Here is a 17,578-nt window from a genome sequence, read left to right as displayed (position 1 = left end):
ATGATTTGCTAAATTTTAAAGGATTTTAGCTACATATACGAGAATATATTGCAGAGAGGGGGATTGAAATATGAGAAAAATAAAGTGGAAAAAATGGCTGTTAGTCTTAACAGGCATTTTAGCGATGCTTGTACTCATTGCGTTTGGTGGCTTTACTTGGTTTATGAATAAATCAAAGCCAGTGACTGATGGAGAACTTGCATTGAATATGTTAGAGCAGGATGTGACTGTCACACGAGATGACAAAGGGGTTCCACATATTTTTGCGAAAAGTGATGCTGATTTATACCGTGCACAGGGCTATGTACAGGCACAGGACCGATTATTCCAGATGGATTTAGCGAGAAGACAGGCAAGCGGTCGCTTATCTGAAATTATTGGAGAGGCAACGATTAAAACAGATAAAAACTTCCGCACATTTAGCTTACGTGATGCGGCTGAAAAATCATTATCGGCGTATGATGATGAAACTCGACAGGTGCTAGAGTGGTATGCAGAAGGTGTAAATGCTTTTATCGAGCAAGCGAAGGCAAATAATACATTAAGCTATGAATTTACATTGTTAGGCTATGAACCAGAGGAATGGACAGTCATTGATTCATTAACTATTGGAAAATATATGGCATATGATTTAGGTGGCCATTGGAATACATTAGCTTTTCGTCACTGGGCTTTACAAAATTTTGGTGAGGAAAAAGCAAAGGAATTATTTATTAAATATCCTGAAAATGCAGCGTCGATTATTGCAGCGAATAAAGAAAATCCGGTTGCGGTGGAAGGACAATTTGATGCTGATTTATTGCCAAATGAATTTAACGGTAGTAATAACTGGGTTGTCGCAGGTAGCAAGACAAAAAATGGTACACCGATTTTAGCAGATGATCCACATTTAGGGTTAAGTACACCGTCTATTTGGTATCAAATGCACTTGCAATCGCCAGAACAAAATGTAAGCGGTGTTATTTTTGCTGGAATTCCAGGAATTATTTTAGGGCATAATGATGAAATCGCATGGGGTGTAACAAATGTTGGACCAGATGTGCAGGATTTATATATTGAAATACCAAACCCAGAAAACCCAACACAGTTCCGTTATGATGGAAAATGGGAGGACGCAGAGGTACGTAATGAGCCAATTAAGGTAAAGGATGGCGAGACGGTCGATTTTCAAGTTCTAGTAACACGACATGGCCCAATTATGACGGATTTAGCCTTTACAGATACAGAGCCATCCGCACAATTTTCAATGCAATGGACGGCACTACAATCAACAGCGGAGCTACGTGCGGTGCTGGGCTTTAATAAAGCGACATCTTGGACTGAGTTTGAAAAGGCTTTAGAGGATTTTAAAGCACCAGCTCAAAACTTTGTCTTTGCCTCAAAGGATGGCACGATTGCTTATAAAGCGAATGGGCAAATTCCAATTCGTAAGCAAGGGGACGGACAGTTACCAGTACCAGGTGATTCAAGTGAGTATGGCTGGGAAGGATTTATTCCTTGGAATGAGCTACCAACCGTTGTCAATCCAAAAGAGGGCTTTATTGCTACGGCAAATAATGAAGTCATTGGCGATGAATACCCATATCATATTACCGATTTTTGGGCACAATCATATCGCTTTGACCGCATTAAGGAAGTGCTAGAAGCAAATGATTCGATAACAGTAGAAGACATGATGCAATTGCAAATGGATCAGCACAATTTGTATGCACAGGAGTTTTTACCTGATTTAATTCAATCTATCAAGGCACAGGATGCGGATGGTAAGTATACAGATGTGGTGAAGTTGTTAGAGGACTGGGATATGGTGGATGCAAAAGAGGCAGGAGCACCATTAGTATTCCATGTTTTAATGGTCAAGCTACAGGAAGTGTTGTTTAAAGAGCAAATGCCTGAGGATATGTACAAATTAATGGATGGTAAATTTAATATTACAGACCAGCTTTTGCGTACAGCCTATGCAGGTGGTAAAAGTGTATGGCTAGAGGAGCAAGGTGGAGTCGATGCGACTGTCTACAAAGCATTTGAGCTGACGATTGCCCAAATAGAGGAACAGTTCGGCAAAAAGGTTGCGAAGTGGCAATGGGGTGATTTCCATCAACTTACATTCGACCATTCATTAGGTAGTGCATCCCCTATTTTAGCTGCTTACTTTAATGCAAAAAAAGTGCCGATTGGCGGCTCGAAAGTGACTGTACAGGCTGCGGCGAATGATTTAGATGGCAATGTTGACCATGGTGCTTCTTGGCGTTTCGTGGTAGATGTAGGTGATTTAAGCTCGGCTTATCATATTGTAGGACCAGGGCAAAGTGGTCATGTTAAGTCAACTTGGTATCAAGATCAGGTAACAGATTGGGCAAATGGTGACTATCATCAAACATTTACCCAAAAAGAAGCGATTAAAGGTGAAACATTACATTTGAAGGCACAATAATAGATAAAACCATTCACATTGAGAAATCATGTTGAATGGTTTTTTACTGTTTATGAATAGGCAATAAACTTTAACATTCAAATGCTTATTTGAATATGTTATAGTAAAGACAATCAAACGAATATTTGAATGAGGTGAAGATATGGCACAAGAAATTTGCGAACTAACACAGGTTCATGAAGATGCAGTAACGAATGTGCAGCAGCAAATGCCTGATTTAGCAGGTGTGGCTAAATTTTTAAAGGCATTATCAGATGAAACAAGGCTTAAAATTGCCTACGCCTTAACAGTAGAAGAGGAATTATGTGTGTGTGATGTGGCAGAAATTATTGGTGCATCGGTGGCAACAGCATCCCATCATTTACGTTATTTAAAGGACCATCAGTTAGCCAAATCACAGCGCAAAGGCAAGCAAATGTATTATGCCCTAGCAGATGAGCACGTTTATCAAATTGTGACGATTGCCTATGAACATGTGAAGGAAGGGATTGCTGATGACAACGTCCAAGCAGGAGTATAGATTACAAAATTTATCATGTGCAAGCTGTGCAGCAAAATTTGAAAAAAATGTGAAGGCTATTCCGAGCGTGCAAGATGCACAAGTCAATTTTGGTGCTTCTAAAATTACAGTTGTCGGTGATATTAGTGTTACTCAAATTGAAGAAGCAGGCGCTTTCGATGGTATCAAAGTATCACAATCACAGACACGAACACTAGAAAAATCAACGCCTTTTTATCAGAAAAAAGAAAATATTTTAGCGGGTATTTCTTTACTATTTGTCATACTTGGTTATGTCATGCAATCCTTGCGTGGTGAAGAAGATATTATGACGATTGGCTTGTTTGTCATAGCCATTATTGTTGGTGGAGTTGGTATTTTCAAAACAGGCTTCCGCAATCTTGCACGTCTTGAATTCGATATGAAAACATTAATGACCATTGCGATTATCGGTGCAGCCATTATCGGAGAATGGGAAGAAGCGGCTGTTGTCGTCTTTTTATTCGCAGTGAGTGAGGCATTAGAAGCTTATTCCATGGATAAAGCTCGTCAATCTATTCGTCAACTTATGGATATTGCACCGCCAACAGCAACAATTAAAAGAGCGCATGGTGAGCATTATCATGAGATGGAGCTTCCAACAGAAGAAATTCAAATTGATGATATTTTAATTGTCAAACCAGGACAGAAAATTGCTATGGATGGTATTGTGGTTAGTGGTCTGTCTGCTGTGAATCAAGCAGCAATTACAGGAGAGTCCATTCCTGTTAATAAAACAATTGGTGATGAAGTATATGCAGGAACATTGAATGAGGAAGGTGCATTAGAAGTACGCGTCACAAAGCATGTGGAAGATACAACAATCGCAAAAATTGTCCATCTTGTAGAAGAAGCACAGGCAGAAAAAGCACCTTCACAGCAATTTGTAGACCGCTTTGCAAAATACTATACACCAGCTATTATGCTCGTTGCTTTGCTTGTTGCCATCGTACCACCGTTATTTGTAGGGGATTGGCAGCATTGGATTTATCAAGGCTTAGCAGTACTTGTTGTGGGCTGTCCATGTGCATTGGTTGTCTCAACGCCTGTAGCGATTGTGACAGCAATAGGGAATGCAGCAAGGCAGGGCGTGCTCATTAAAGGTGGTATTCATTTAGAGCAACTAGGGCATATTGATGTTATTGCTTTCGATAAAACAGGTACATTGACAGAAGGGCAGCCTGCTGTAACGGATATTATCACAGCGTTATCAGAGGATGAAGTGTTACAACAAGTCGCAGCAGTGGAAAAGCAATCACAACATCCACTGGCAAAAGCAATTGTGAAAGCTTTGCATGAGAGAGAGTTATTAGAGCTTACGCCTACAGATTTCCAATCAGTTACAGGTAAAGGTGCCTATGCAGTTGTTGAAGGGCAAACGATTTATGTTGGAAGTTTAAAGTGGATTGCTTCATTGGTAGCTGTCGATGATGAAATGCAGGAACAGGTGCAGCTCTTACAAACACAAGGAAAAACGGTAGTTGCTGTAGCAAGAAATGACCAATTTATTGGTGTCATTGGTATTGCAGATCAAGTGCGTCAGGAAAGTAAGCATGTTCTACAATCCTTAAAGGTAAAGCATACGGTCATGTTAACAGGTGATGCACAACCAACAGCATATGCAATTGCCAAATCATTAAATATGACAGATGTACGTGCCAATTTATTGCCTCAAGATAAATTAGCAGCTATTAAAGAATTACGAACAACTTTTGGAGCTGTAGCGATGGTTGGCGATGGTGTGAATGATGCACCTGCGTTAGCGACAGCGAACATCGGTATTGCGATGGGTGGTGCTGGAACAGATGCGGCACTCGAAACAGCTGATATTGCACTTATGGGTGATGATTTAACAAAGCTTCCATACACAATGGCATTAAGCAGAAAAACATTAACGATTATAAAAGAAAATATTACCTTTGCTCTAATTTTGAAACTTATTGCGTTATTGCTGGTAATACCAGGGTGGTTAACACTATGGATTGCGATTTTTGCAGATATGGGCGCAACTTTATTGGTCGTTTTTAATTCATTGCGACTGATGAAAGCTAGAAATGGTGAATAATTTGTACGATTGAATGATGGTTCTTGCAAAGATTTTTTATCAACGTTATGATAGACATAATCAAAATTAGTCGAGGCGAGAAATTATATATGTCAGATCGTATATTAATAAATGTTACAGAGGAAATTGTACGTGGATTAGTGGCTTTTTTATTAAGAGGGCCTGAATATCAAACATTTTGTAAGTGTGAAATTTGTGAGTTAGATACGGTCGCTCTTGCATTAAACGCATTGCCAGCAAAATATGTAACAACAATGAGTGCTCGCGACGAGGCATTTCGTGTTATGAATACACCTGCGCATATCGAGAACATTAACAGAGAGATTATTCGTGCATTACATGTAGTAAATAAACATCCTCGTCATGATGAGAAGCCAACTCCATAAAGTTGGCTTCTTTTTTAGATAAAGGGCAATGCGTATTTTCAGTTAACTTTTCGGGCTTGCTTGTAGTAAACTAAAGAGTAAGAAAAGGAAAGAGAGGGAACAGGATATGCCAACACCTAGTATGGAGGATCATATCGAACAAATATATTTATTAATCGCCCATAAAGGATATGCCCGAGTGTCTGACATTGCGGAAGCATTATCTGTTCTTCCTTCTTCTGTTACAAAAATGGTGCAAAAATTAGATAAAGATGGTTATTTAGTGTATGAAAAATACCGTGGCTTAACATTGACACCTAAAGGCGAAAAATTAGGGAAGCGTCTTGTGCAACGTCACGAGCTATTAGAGCAGTTTTTGCGAATCATTGGTGTAGATGAAGAGCGTATTTATGAGGATGTTGAAGGTATTGAGCATCATTTAAGTTGGAATTCCATTGATCGTATTGCAGACCTTGTACAAGTAATGGAAGAAAATCCTGATATTATAAAAAAATTAGAAGTGAAAAAGGAGTTATTATGAGCGAATTAAAATCAGGTGAGGTTGTCACATTAACCGTTTTAGAACAACAAGCATCGAAATGGATTTTAACGAATGGTATCGATGAGCTACCACTAAATGCCTCAGAAATCACGGAACCATTGGCAATAGGGGATCGCCTTCAGGTATTTTTATTTGTGGATCGTCGAGGAGATTTAGCAGCAACAACAGCTATTCCAACGTTTGCACAAGGAGAATATGGCTGGGCACGTGTGTTGCGGGTTGTTGCACATGAAGGAGCATATGTTGATATTGGTACATCACGTGAGGTATTAGTAAAGGCTGAGGATTTACCTGCCATCAAGGAAGTATGGCCTGCGCAAGGTGACCATCTATTTATGACATTGCGTACAGATCGAAATGGTGAATTATTTGGACGTTTAGCAACAGAGGAAAAAATTTCAGAGCTGTATGAGGGGGCATTTGAAGAGATGCACAACCAAAATATTACAGCAAGACCATATCGTTTACTACCTGTTGGTACGTTTTTACTTGGTGTGGAAGTGCCTTACCGTATCTTTGTTCATGAATCAGAACGTCAAGAAGAGCCACGACTTGGACAAGATGTTGTGGTGCGTATTATTGATGTGAAAGATGATGGCTCAATGAATGGCTCTTTATTACCAAGAAAGCATGAGCGCCTTTCAAATGATGCACAGCAAATTTTAAATTACTTGCAAGAGGTAGGAGGCAAAATGCCATTTGGCGATAAATCTTCTCCAGATGAAATTCAAGAAATGTTCCATATGAGTAAAGCAGCTTTTAAACGTGCATTAGGGACATTAATGAAAGCGGGTAAAATCAAGCAGCAAAATGGTTGGACAGAGCAAATTTAATGGACATATGCAAATGGCGAGAATGACTAGTGAAACTTTCTCGTCATTTTTTCGTACTATTCATTGAAGGAGGGTATACAATTTGAAAAAGATATGGATGAAAATGATGGTTGCTACATTGCTGACGTTTGGTATTTTAGCACCTGCCACAAGTTATGCAGCGGACAACACACCACCAAAGGCGATTGACGAAAAATTAGGTGTGCCAATCGTTGTGTACGGCGCTAATTTATCGGAAGCAGAAAAGGAATCCGTTAAAAAATCATTAAAAGTGAATGATGAGCCTGAAATCGAAGAAATCACAGTAGCTGGTGAGGATTTAGTTAAATATATTAAAGATAGTAATGCAAGCTCTCGTATGTATTCTTCAGCGAAAATTACACGTAAAGAGAAGGGGCAGGGCTTAGTCATTGAAATTGTTACACCATCTAATATTACACAAGTAACATCTGAAATGTATGCCAATGCGATGCTGACAGCGGGTATTGAAGATGCGACAGTACAGGTTGCTGCACCAAAGGCTGTAACAGGACATTCGGCATTGGTCGGTATCTATAAGGCATATGAGGTTACAACAGGTGAGAAATTAGATACTGAGCGTACAGATGTGGCAAATGAGGAATTGTCAGTTGCTACAACACTTGCTGAATCAGCAGGTGTGGATGATGCCAAAGTAGCAGAGCTGTTAACAGAAATTAAAAAGCAAATTGCAGAATTAAAACCTGCAACGAGAGAAGATGTAGAGCAAATTGTGCAAGACCAATTGAGCAAACTTGAAATTAATTTAAGTGAGAAGGACCGTCAATTATTGGTTGATTTGATGGACAAAATTAGTAAACTGAATATTGATTTTAGTAAATGGTCTGAGCAATTGAATGATATTAGTAACACATTGCAAGAAAAGTTTGGTGCTTTGATGGAGGATAAAGGTTTTTGGGCAAGCGTGAAAAACTTTTTCTCTAATTTAAAGGACTCTGTAGCATCATGGTTTAATTAAATAGTGAAAGCCACCTGTAAAAAAATGGGTGGCTTTTATATTGCTATGACAAGCATAAAATATGCTACTATGAAGAAAAAGGGAGTGATGATAGATGGAATTTCAATTGCAGCAGTTAGCAGAGGGTCAATTTGGTTTTATTTATGTGCACGATGGTGAAAAACTAGCGGAAATTACATGGCAGCAACAAGGGAATGTTATGGTAATGGATCACACATATGTTTCCGATACACTTCGTGGTCAAGGTGTGGCTAAAAAGCTATTAGATCAAGCGGCCACATATGCACGTGAGCATGGCTATAAAATGCAGGCAGTATGCTCCTATGTCGTAGCTGTCTTTGAAAAATCAAATGCTTATGACGATGTAAAACAATAAAAAGAAGGCAATCCGCTCGTTTACTTTAAACAAGTGGATTGCCTTTACTGCTCCTCAGACATCACAACATCGCTCCTTATAGTAGGCTAACACTATAAATAATCATTGTACATAAGCATGCACCACTTGCTAAAGCAACAACATCAAGCCAATCATACATAAAGTCTAAATTTTTCATTATAACCACGCTCCTTTCTATTATATTTCCCTAATTTTCTGTTTTTTAATCATCTGCATCGTGTACAATGAAAGGAATAAAGGAGTGAATCGCATGACATGGAAAATTCAAACGTACGATGATTTAACAAAGAATGAGCTTTACCGCATTTTACAGCTACGTGAGAAAGTTTTTATTGTAGAACAACAATGCTACTATGAGGACTTGGACAATCATGACCAACAAGCCTTACATTTGTCCTATGTGAAGGAGGATAAGCTGGTAGCATATGCACGTATACTGCCACCAGGTGAAAAAGTGGAAATGGCTTCGTTTGGTCGTGTCATCATAAGCCCAGAAGCTCGAGGTACAGGTCTTGGTAAAGAATTGGTCCAGCTTGCAATTGATACAATCGAGAAGGAATGGTCAAATCAGAAAATTTTCATTGAGGCACAAGCCTATTTGCTCGATTTTTACCGCGCTTTTGGCTTTCAACAAGTGTCAGATGTCTATGATTATGATGGTATTCCTCATATCGATATGCTGTATGAAGGATAGTAATTACGTTTAATCTTCTGTAAATAGGGTAATGCTAGTATACATAGATGCTCGATATTTATAGGAGGAATAGAAGAATGGCAAAAGGAAAAGGCATTGTAATTGCAGGACTAACATGGTTGGCAGCATCCTATTTTAGCAAAAAGGAAAATCGTGATAAAGTCTTGAGTGTTGTACAGCAATACCTTCAAACAGAGAAACCAATAATGGACAAAAGAGTGGCAGAGCGTATTACAACAGAAGTGGCAACAGAGGCAGGTACATCTCCTGCAAAAATGGCTTCTAATGAAATGGTTGCAGAAGGTGGCGGACACACAGGAGTTCATTTTTACAACAAACATATTCACGAGAAAGAGTAACAAAATATAGATAACAGAGGGAATACTCATCCCTCTTTTTTTTTGTGCGCTATAGTAATAACTTAGTTTCGCAAGTATGATAGAAAAAAGGAAAGGGGATGAGGTCATGTCGAAAAATAAGCTAATAACAGGAGTTATAGCTATTATTATTGTGATTGTTGTATTGCTTGCTATTTTATCAAATTATAATAGTTTGATAGATACCGAGGAGGAGGTAAGTAAATCCTATGCACAAATTGATAATCAGCTACAAAGAAAACTGGATTTAATTCCAACTTTAGTTCAGACGGTGCAAGAATATGCAGCATATGAAAAAGAAGCGATTTTAACAATTACTACGTCCCGTGAAAAATTGGTAGATGCTAAAACCGCTGAAGATGCCGCAAGAGCTGATGCAGAGCTAACAACAGCATTAGGTAAATTATTAGTGATTGTTGAAAATTATCCAGACTTAAAGGCTAACACACAGTATACACAGCTAATGGATGAGCTAGCGGGAACGGAAAATCGTATTGCTGTGGCACGTAAAGATTATAATGAGCAGGTTGCGATGTACAATAAAAAAATTAAACGGTTTCCAGGCTTTATTTTTGCCAGTATGATGGGGCTCGATGAAAAGCACTACTTTACAGCAGAAGAACAATAATGGAGGGGAACATGATGAAGAAAAAGTGGTTTTTGCTACTATTTGTTTGTGTATTATTTTCCATTATAGGACAGGCTGTAGTGGATGCAGCACCAGCACCTGTTGGAGACATCTATGTACAAGATTTTGCAGATGTTTTAACAGATAAGGAAGAGACTGAATTAATAAGCAAGGCAAAAGAGCTTGAAAAGAATACATCTGCTCAAATTGTCGTCTTAACTGTGCAGACAACAGAAGGACAAGCGATTGCCGACTATGCTAATGAAGCTTTTCGACAATATGGTATTGGAGACAAGGAGCAAAACAATGGCATCTTACTCGTATTAGCAATGGAGGATCGTAAAGCACGTATTGAAGTAGGCTATGGCTTAGAGGGCACGATTACAGATGGTATAGCAGGAAGAATTTTAGATGATTATACCATTCCTGCTCTAAAAGATGGTAAGCCGAATAAAGCGATCATGGATACGTTCGATACATTAATTCAGGCTGTGGAAGGTGAATATGCTGGAGCGAGTGAACTCCCTGCTAAGAATTGGGATTTTCAAAATTGGGGACTTTCCGAATGGCTGACATTTCCTTTATTTTTATTAATCGGGCTTACTGCTGTTTTAAGCGCTTTATTTGCGCTATATGCGTTTATCATCAATCCGATTATTTCTTTATTTACAGGTGGTTGGAAAAAAGGCAAAAAATCCTCTAGTGATTATCATGACTATTCTAATCATCATTCGAGCCATGACTCATCGTCAGGTGGTGGAGGCTCATCTGGCGGTGGCGGGGCAGATCGAGACTGGTAGTAAAAGTAAGGTGTTGGAAAGCTAGCAAATACTTGCTTTCCAACACCTTTTCATTACGATTCAATTTTAAATTCATTTACTAAAGTGTTTAATGATACTGCTAATTGAGCTAAATCATTTGAGCTTTGGGCAACTTCCTCCATAGCAGCACTCGTTTGTTGCGAGGAGGCGGATGTTTCTTCGATACCCGCAGCAGATTCCTCTGATATAGCGGCAATATCTTCAATGGAGCTATTCATTTTTTGACTATTCTCAGCAATAGTAGCTAGTTTTTCAGTGACTGCATTAATATTGTTGACCATCTCTGTGACAGCTTGATTAATACCATTAAATTGCTCACCAGTAGCCTCGATTTGATGTGTCCCTTCTTCTACCTCGTGATAGCCATCCAACAGTGATTTTACTACACTACTTGATTCACTTTGGACATTCGTTACAATTTTCGTAATGTCTAAGACAGAATCAGATACTTGTTCAGCTAGCTTTCTTACTTCATCTGCAACAATCGCAAAGCCTTTACCATGTTCGCCTGCTCTTGCAGCTTCAATTGCTGCATTTAGTGCTAAAAGATTAGTCTGATCTGCAATATTTTTAATGACAATGACTAATTTAGAAATTTCTTGAGACTGCGTATCTAACCCTTTTACTTTATCAACTGTATCTTTCACAATATGGTCAATTTTCTCCATTTGTTGTTTAGATACCTTCATGGATTGATTGCCTTCATTCGTCATCTCTAATACTTTACCAGACGATGCATGAATCAGTCCGCCGGTTTCATTTGCCATTGCGACCTCTCTCGTAAAGCCTTGCATGGCCATTAATAATTCGCTTGCACTATCTGCTTGTTTTTCTGAACCAGAAGCCAACTCCTGCATAGTAATAGCAACTTGCTCTGAGCCTGATTTCACTTCATGAGCAGATTGTGTCAGCTCTGTACTCTGTTTCGTCATTTTTTCGGATGCATGCGAAACATTTGTTACGAGCTCTTTTAGTCGGCCTTGCATATGATTCATGGAACCAGCCAATTTTCCAATTTCATCATTTGATTTAGTCGTAATTTCATCCGTTGTCAAATCACCCGCTGCTAGTAAATTCATTCGCTTCGAGATTAAGTTAATTGGCTTTGAAATATTATTAGCAAAAATCCAAATAACAGAAATACCAATCACTAAAGTAATACCAGCAATAATAAAGATATTAAATAAAATCGCATCAGCAGGCTTATTGAAATCCATCATATAAGTACCAGCTACAACAACCCAACCCCAGTGTGGATCTTTTTCTGAGTAAGCAACTTTTGCTTCAATTTTGTCTTTGTCATTGTTTAATGGCCAATTGAAATAAATGAAACCGCCACCTTCATTGGCTGTTTTAATAATTTCTTGTGTTGAATGTACGCCATTAGCGTCAACAGACTCCCAAACATTTTCCCCTTCAATAAAAGGGTGTGCCACTTCAATACCAGCATCGTCTACAACAAACATATACCCATTGTCGCCTAAGTTGAGATTTTTATTGATTGGACGTGTGCCATCACTATTTTTCTCCCCTAGAATAGCTTCCTTTACCCTTTCTTGAGCTTCTTCTAGTGTCAAATCACCATGCTCTACTGATTCATTTAATGACTCAATTAATTCGATGGTCATGACAACACTGTTTTTTAAGTTCGTCTCTCCTAATTCGGATAAACTAGACGAGCTTTTTTGATAACTAAAAAAACCGAGTACAATAATAGGGATGGTTAAAAGCAGTATTGATACAACAATCAATTTGGTTTTAATAGAATTCATAGTTTTCACGCAGCCTTTAAATAGATGTAATGGTAATTATGTATGTTGATTATCTTTTTAGTAGCTTGCAACTCCTCTTTTCATAGTCAACACGTATAAAATAGTATATCATAATTTTCTGAAAATTAAATGTATATCTAATGGATAAGGAAGTATATTGAAAGAAGAATTGCCTCAAAAAAATCGATTTACACCAAAAATTTTGGTATAAATCGACTTTTTTCATAATCTTAGCTTAATACAGTCTTTTTATTCGGCAGTAAAATAACGCTCGCAAATAGTAAGAGCACGATACCTGTAAAAATAAAGCCACCAACTACACCTAAAGAAAGCCAGCCGAGTAATGATGAGCCAAATACGACACCTAATGAAAAGAAGGCATAAAAGTAACCATATGCCTTACCACGAATCTCAGTAGTAGTCGAGTCAATTAACAATGAATTAAGTGATGGGAATAAGAAACCAAAGCCAATTCCATAGCAAACCATGGCTAAGTAAAGGAAAGTGCTTGAATTTGCCTGACTAATGATAAGCTGACTAATGCCCATTAAGCCAATTCCTATAGATAATGTTTTAATTGGAGCCACTTTATCGAAAATACGATTTGTTGGTAATAGAAAGACAAGTACGGCTACGATACCAAAGACACTCATTAATGTACCACTAAGGCGAGAATCAAATCCTAAAGCTTGTACTTTTAGTGGTAATAAATAGGCGATAACCCCCTGTGAAAACATTAAAAAGAATGCCCCTGTAAAAGACTTTAAGATACCTGGGTTATAGAAAAATACACGAACAGGTACATATACATTAGCTGTAGATTTTGTTCTTTTAAATTGAGTTGACTTTAAAAGAAAGAAAGTTAAAATACCTAACAAGCCAATACAGCTAGCTGTAATATTAAAGACAAATGGTACGCTTGTACGACTTGCTAAAATGCCACTAAAGGCAGGACCAACAATTGCAGCAATCCCAACAAATGCACCTGAGATAGCACTACCTTTCCCACGTTTTTCTTGCTCTGTTGCATTTGCTAAAAATGTGAAGGCCGCTGGAACGATAAGCCCAGCGAATAGACCATGTATAAAGCGAACGCATAATAGTAAAGTAGGGGATGTTACCCAATTATAGAGTAACAATGAGATGCCTGTAGTAATTAGACCTGTAAGTAGAATAATAAAAGGGCCTCTACGGTCAGTTAAAAACCCAGAAATAATATTGCCAAATGTATTAGAGAGAGAATACATTCCCACTGCCAATCCTGTTGCAAATGCAGAGGCTCCTAACGACTTGGCATATGTACTCATAACAGGTAATTGTGTAAATAAATCAAAGAAAGAAAAGAATATAATAAGATAAATAAATTTTTTCATAGCTCCTCCATTTTGCCAAAGTGCTCCTTCATTATATCATTTTCAACAAAAAAAGAACGCCTAATTGATAGACATTCTCAAAAAACTAGTTTTTCCTCCTTTTGTATTTTGCAAGATGCGTATGCCAAGAAAAGGCTTTGTAGAGGGGGGATCAAAGTGAAGAAACGTAAGGAAAATGAGCGGAAATCGGCATTTTTAATAAGAAAAAATTCCCCAACGAACCATGTTCATTAGGGAATTTGAGCTAGAAGCCAAGGGAACGACGGAAGTAACTAGCATATCGTTGACTTACAGGAATGCGTGTGCCGTCCTTCATAATAAGTAAAAATGTAGAGTGAGAATCTGGCTGAATTTCATCAATATAGTCAATGTTCACAATATATGAACGGTGACAGCGGATGAATGATTCAGGTGATAAAAATAATTCAAGATCACTCAGATTTAAACGATGATAGCCTTCACGAGTTCGTGATTTAACAAATGTTTTACGTAGCTGTGTTTCAAGATAAATGACTTGGTCGTGTTTAATTGGATACCAGCAATCATCGACTTTAATGGTAATATAGTTTGTTAAAAACGCTGATGGTTTTTGGGGAAGAACAGCAGTGATGGCCCCTTTTATTTCACCTTCCTCAATCAGGGGAATACTCATGCCATAGTAAGCTACACCGAATACTTCAGGATCAATATAAGTGCTTATTTTGTGTCCATAATTAATGGCTTGATGAGCAGCAGAGCCATCTTTGATTGGGTCACCAGGTTGAATTTTTAAATCGATTTTTTTACTCGGTTGGTAATATAAGTATTCATTCGTGTCAGAAATCGCAATGGACGTATTTTCGGGGAAAAATTCCTTAATAAGCTCCATGATTTCTTCTATTTGTTTTGGATCCACTAAAAACACCTCATCATAAACTTTTTAAATAATATTATCATTTATTCTACTACAGATTCACATAAATTATATAGAGAAGATTTTAGAATAATTCAGCTAAAAAACGTCTTTTTAACTTAAAAAGGAAAAAAACCCTTACAAAGAAAATCAAGATATCTAATTAATTCCAAATTATTTACTTTTATATTAGGTCAAAGGTCACTGAAAAAGAATATTTTTGAGAAATTGAATATTCAAAAGTTAGTTAGTAACATTTCCACTGTGTATATGTGATAAAAAAGAACTAGAATATTGGACAAAATGTGGTTGAAAGAAAATCGCAGAATATGGTACTATTCACTAAATAGTATAATTTATTGTATTGAATATTGATGAACTATTTAGTTACATAAATAGTTAGCCACAGGGATATTTTCATAAGTGTATGCAAAGTGAATTTACCTTCATTTATGAATGGAGGGCTTTTGTTTTGTCTAAAATAGAAATATATACTTAAAAATTTGATTATTATGGAATATAGTATGCGTTGACTCAGTATTAAACTTCTAGAGCGATGGCAGATTTTCAAATTAGGGCATATTATAATTCCAATCATATTTTAGCGAAAGTCCTTGAGTTGAAGATATACATGTCGGAGAGCAAGGTACAATCATGCTAAAGTAAAACAGATAAATACAACTGATTGATGTCGATTTTTACAAAATATAATTCGTGCAATCTGAAGAAAGATGGGGAAGGTTATGCAATTACATCAACATTCTATGTCAGAAACGATGTCAAAAAGGTACTTTCAAGAGATTGATAATATAAATCAATATGTAGGGGTAGAGGAATTTTTTAATATTGAGTCAAAATTAATATTTGAAATTTATCATTTAGAACATGTAAAGGCAAAAAAATCTTTACATGAATTAATCGATATACTATCCATACGCTTTGGTAAACAAGTGATTAAAGCAGTTAGACAATATTTCACTATTCTGACATCGCTGATTGCGCGCAAAATGTTGGATAATCAAGTTCCAACAAAAAAAGCATTTGCTTTTAATATTGCTTGTCAAGATATGATTGAAAACCAAATGAAGGATGCAGAGTTTTTACAATTTGCAGATGATTTAATTGATTTTTTCATTTATTTTATTGCCGACCGTAAACAACCTACTTTCCGTCATCAAACAGTCAATAAAGTCATTATGTACATAAATGATGAGCTTGAAAGTGATTTAACCGTCGAAAATATTGCAAACAACTTCCAAATTAGTACGAGTCATTTGTCGCGTATTTTTAAAGAGCATGTTGGCATTACCTTAGTAGAATACTTGAACATTCGACGAGTAGAGGAGTCGCAATATTATTTACGACATACAAATAAAAGTATTACATCTATTTCAAATCAATTTCACTTTTGTAATCAAAGCTATTTTACGAGAATTTTTAAAAAGTATACAGGTGTGACACCTAAACATTTTAGAGATGAATTACACTATGATTTTTATCGTTTTGAAATGAATGAATCATCTGCGACTACTATATAGTTGTCTGTAAAAAGGTGTACACATATAAGGCTGTACATCTTTTTTACATGTTGACATTAGGCAAATTGTGAATTTAGAGCGCTTGTCGATTGAAAAACAAGGATACTATCATGTATACTTCATCTTAGTTGACAACTCTAAATAAGTGAATGTCGTTGCCTATCGTGAGTTGATAAATAATAGTAGGTGGAAAAATGAAAAATGTGAAGCTATTTTCATTGTTGGCAATTGCTACTGTGTTGTTGAGTGGCTGTCAGTCAGTAGAAAATAAAGAAGGTTTTTTCTATAGTATTTTTGTTAAACCTATGGAATTTTTGTTGGAGTTTTTTGGACACGATATTTTTGCAGGAAGCTATGGATTGGCAATTATTGCAATCACGGTATTAATTCGTCTAGTATTGATGCCAATTATGCTGAAAAACTATCGTCAGCAGCAGATGATGAAGTCAAAAATGGATGCCTTCAAGCCTGAGCTGGAAGTTGTTCAAAAGAAAATGAAAGAAGCTAAAACGAAAGAAGAGCAAATGCAACATCAGCAAGAAATGATGGCATTATATAAAAAACATGGCATTAATCCACTCAATATGGGTTGCTTACCGATGTTAATTCAAATGCCGATTATTATGGGATTATATTTCTCTATTTTATATTCAGCAGATGTCAAAGCGCATGAATTTTTATGGTTTAGCTTAGGTTCACCTGATATTGTAATGACAATCATTGCGGGGATTGTGTATTTAGTACAAGCAAGAGTATCGCTGTGGACAGTGCCAGAGCAGCAAAAAGCACAGATGAAAATGTTTATCTATATTTCACCAATTATGATCGTCTTTATTTCGATGACATCCATGGCAGCATTGCCACTGTATTGGTCTGTTGGCGGGATACTACTTATTCTTCAAACGTATATTGGTCGAAGATATTATTCAGAGCATCCAGAAAAAGTCGACAAATAGACTTTGGATACTAATTATGAAAAGATATGAAAGTCGGGGCATCTATAACGCCTCGACTTTTTTAGGAGGTAGTTCATTATGAACATAAAATGGTTGTCATCTATTTTAGTAGGGCTTTTTAGTATTGCAGCACTTATTTTGATTATCATGGGATACTTTAATTTTGCAGTGTTAGCGATGACAATTATGTTTGCATTATCAAATGGCTTTCGCGCTAGAAGCTTTCATGAACAAGGGTATCTAAAAGAGGCGAAATGGATGAAATACATGGCTATCTTTTTTGCTATTTCCTCAATCATCGTCTTATTTATTGTTGTCACAAGTTAAGGAACACGA

General features: G+C 37.1%; 18 protein-coding genes. 15 read left to right on the top strand and 3 right to left on the bottom strand.

Annotated features, from left to right (window positions below):
• Window positions 1–70: 70 nt before the first annotated feature.
• The 12 genes from OPF91_RS12965 (at window position 71) to OPF91_RS12910 (ending at window position 10,690) form a co-directional block, all read left to right on the top strand.
• Complete coding sequence (locus OPF91_RS12965; RefSeq protein ID WP_264989207.1) at window positions 71–2,434, top strand: penicillin acylase family protein; 2,364 nt, start codon at window positions 71–73, stop codon at window positions 2,432–2,434.
• A 142-nt stretch (window positions 2,435–2,576) separates the two neighbouring features.
• A complete protein-coding gene (locus tag OPF91_RS12960) occupies window positions 2,577–2,954 on the top strand; it encodes an ArsR/SmtB family transcription factor (protein ID WP_264989206.1) in 378 nt (125 codons plus the stop codon).
• Window positions 2,929–5,037, top strand: coding sequence for a heavy metal translocating P-type ATPase (locus OPF91_RS12955; protein ID WP_264989204.1), 2,109 nt, complete (start codon window positions 2,929–2,931; stop codon window positions 5,035–5,037). The genes OPF91_RS12960 and OPF91_RS12955 overlap by 26 nt, the downstream gene beginning before the upstream one ends.
• Before the next feature lie 89 nt (window positions 5,038–5,126).
• Window positions 5,127–5,423 (top strand): late competence development ComFB family protein, encoded by a 297-nt coding sequence (locus OPF91_RS12950; protein ID WP_264989202.1) that lies wholly within the window; start codon window positions 5,127–5,129, stop codon window positions 5,421–5,423.
• 106 nt (window positions 5,424–5,529) lie between these two features.
• Complete coding sequence (gene mntR, locus OPF91_RS12945; RefSeq protein WP_264989200.1) at window positions 5,530–5,943, top strand: transcriptional regulator MntR; 414 nt, start codon at window positions 5,530–5,532, stop codon at window positions 5,941–5,943.
• On the top strand, window positions 5,940–6,797 hold the full coding sequence (locus OPF91_RS12940) for a CvfB family protein (protein ID WP_264989199.1): 858 nt from the start codon (window positions 5,940–5,942) through the stop codon (window positions 6,795–6,797). Before mntR ends, OPF91_RS12940 begins: the two co-directional genes overlap by 4 nt.
• An 82-nt stretch (window positions 6,798–6,879) precedes the next feature.
• The gene (locus tag OPF91_RS12935) at window positions 6,880–7,794 is read left to right on the top strand and encodes a DUF1002 domain-containing protein (protein WP_264989198.1); all 915 of its coding nucleotides are present in this window, start codon (window positions 6,880–6,882) and stop codon (window positions 7,792–7,794) included.
• Window positions 7,795–7,888: 94 nt separating this feature from the next.
• Window positions 7,889–8,170, top strand: coding sequence for a GNAT family N-acetyltransferase (locus tag OPF91_RS12930; RefSeq protein ID WP_264989197.1), 282 nt, complete (start codon window positions 7,889–7,891; stop codon window positions 8,168–8,170).
• A 271-nt stretch (window positions 8,171–8,441) separates the two neighbouring features.
• A complete protein-coding gene (locus tag OPF91_RS12925; RefSeq protein ID WP_264989196.1) occupies window positions 8,442–8,885 on the top strand; it encodes a GNAT family N-acetyltransferase in 444 nt (147 codons plus the stop codon).
• A 77-nt stretch (window positions 8,886–8,962) separates the two neighbouring features.
• On the top strand, window positions 8,963–9,244 hold the full coding sequence (locus OPF91_RS12920; protein ID WP_264989195.1) for a YbyB family protein: 282 nt from the start codon (window positions 8,963–8,965) through the stop codon (window positions 9,242–9,244).
• Between the two features lie 106 nt (window positions 9,245–9,350).
• A complete protein-coding gene (locus OPF91_RS12915; RefSeq protein WP_264989194.1) occupies window positions 9,351–9,890 on the top strand; it encodes a LemA family protein in 540 nt (179 codons plus the stop codon).
• A gap of 14 nt (window positions 9,891–9,904) precedes the next feature.
• Window positions 9,905–10,690, top strand: coding sequence for a TPM domain-containing protein (locus OPF91_RS12910; protein ID WP_264989192.1), 786 nt, complete (start codon window positions 9,905–9,907; stop codon window positions 10,688–10,690).
• Window positions 10,691–10,743: 53 nt separating this feature from the next.
• Here OPF91_RS12910 and OPF91_RS12905 read toward each other — a convergent pair whose 3' ends face one another.
• The 3 genes from OPF91_RS12905 to OPF91_RS12895 form a co-directional block, all read right to left on the bottom strand.
• Window positions 10,744–12,483, bottom strand: a complete 1,740-nt coding sequence (locus OPF91_RS12905; protein ID WP_264989191.1) for a methyl-accepting chemotaxis protein — start codon at window positions 12,481–12,483, stop codon at window positions 10,744–10,746.
• A gap of 230 nt (window positions 12,484–12,713) precedes the next feature.
• Window positions 12,714–13,856 carry an MFS transporter gene (locus tag OPF91_RS12900; RefSeq protein WP_264989190.1) on the bottom strand — a complete coding sequence of 381 codons (1,143 nt, stop codon included), beginning with the start codon at window positions 13,854–13,856 and terminating at the stop codon, window positions 12,714–12,716.
• A 244-nt stretch (window positions 13,857–14,100) separates the two neighbouring features.
• Window positions 14,101–14,751, bottom strand: a complete 651-nt coding sequence (locus tag OPF91_RS12895; RefSeq protein ID WP_264989189.1) for a LytTR family DNA-binding domain-containing protein — start codon at window positions 14,749–14,751, stop codon at window positions 14,101–14,103.
• Between the two features lie 740 nt (window positions 14,752–15,491).
• Between OPF91_RS12895 and OPF91_RS12890 the strand changes: the two genes are divergently transcribed.
• The 3 genes from OPF91_RS12890 (at window position 15,492) to OPF91_RS12880 (ending at window position 17,569) form a co-directional block, all read left to right on the top strand.
• Complete coding sequence (locus OPF91_RS12890; protein WP_264989188.1) at window positions 15,492–16,286, top strand: helix-turn-helix transcriptional regulator; 795 nt, start codon at window positions 15,492–15,494, stop codon at window positions 16,284–16,286.
• Between the two features lie 194 nt (window positions 16,287–16,480).
• A complete protein-coding gene (yidC, locus tag OPF91_RS12885) occupies window positions 16,481–17,242 on the top strand; it encodes a membrane protein insertase YidC (protein WP_264989187.1) in 762 nt (253 codons plus the stop codon).
• A 78-nt stretch (window positions 17,243–17,320) separates the two neighbouring features.
• Entirely contained in the window at window positions 17,321–17,569 is a 249-nt protein-coding gene (locus OPF91_RS12880; RefSeq protein WP_264989185.1) for a hypothetical protein, read from the top strand.
• The last annotated feature ends 9 nt before the right edge of the window (window positions 17,570–17,578 follow it).

Origin of the sequence: Lysinibacillus piscis, from assembly GCF_026012395.1 — a bacterium.
GTDB lineage: Bacteria > Bacillota > Bacilli > Bacillales_A > Planococcaceae > Lysinibacillus > Lysinibacillus piscis.
The sequence above is the reverse complement of the archived record's forward strand: the minus strand, read 5'-3'. Positions and strand labels throughout refer to the sequence as shown.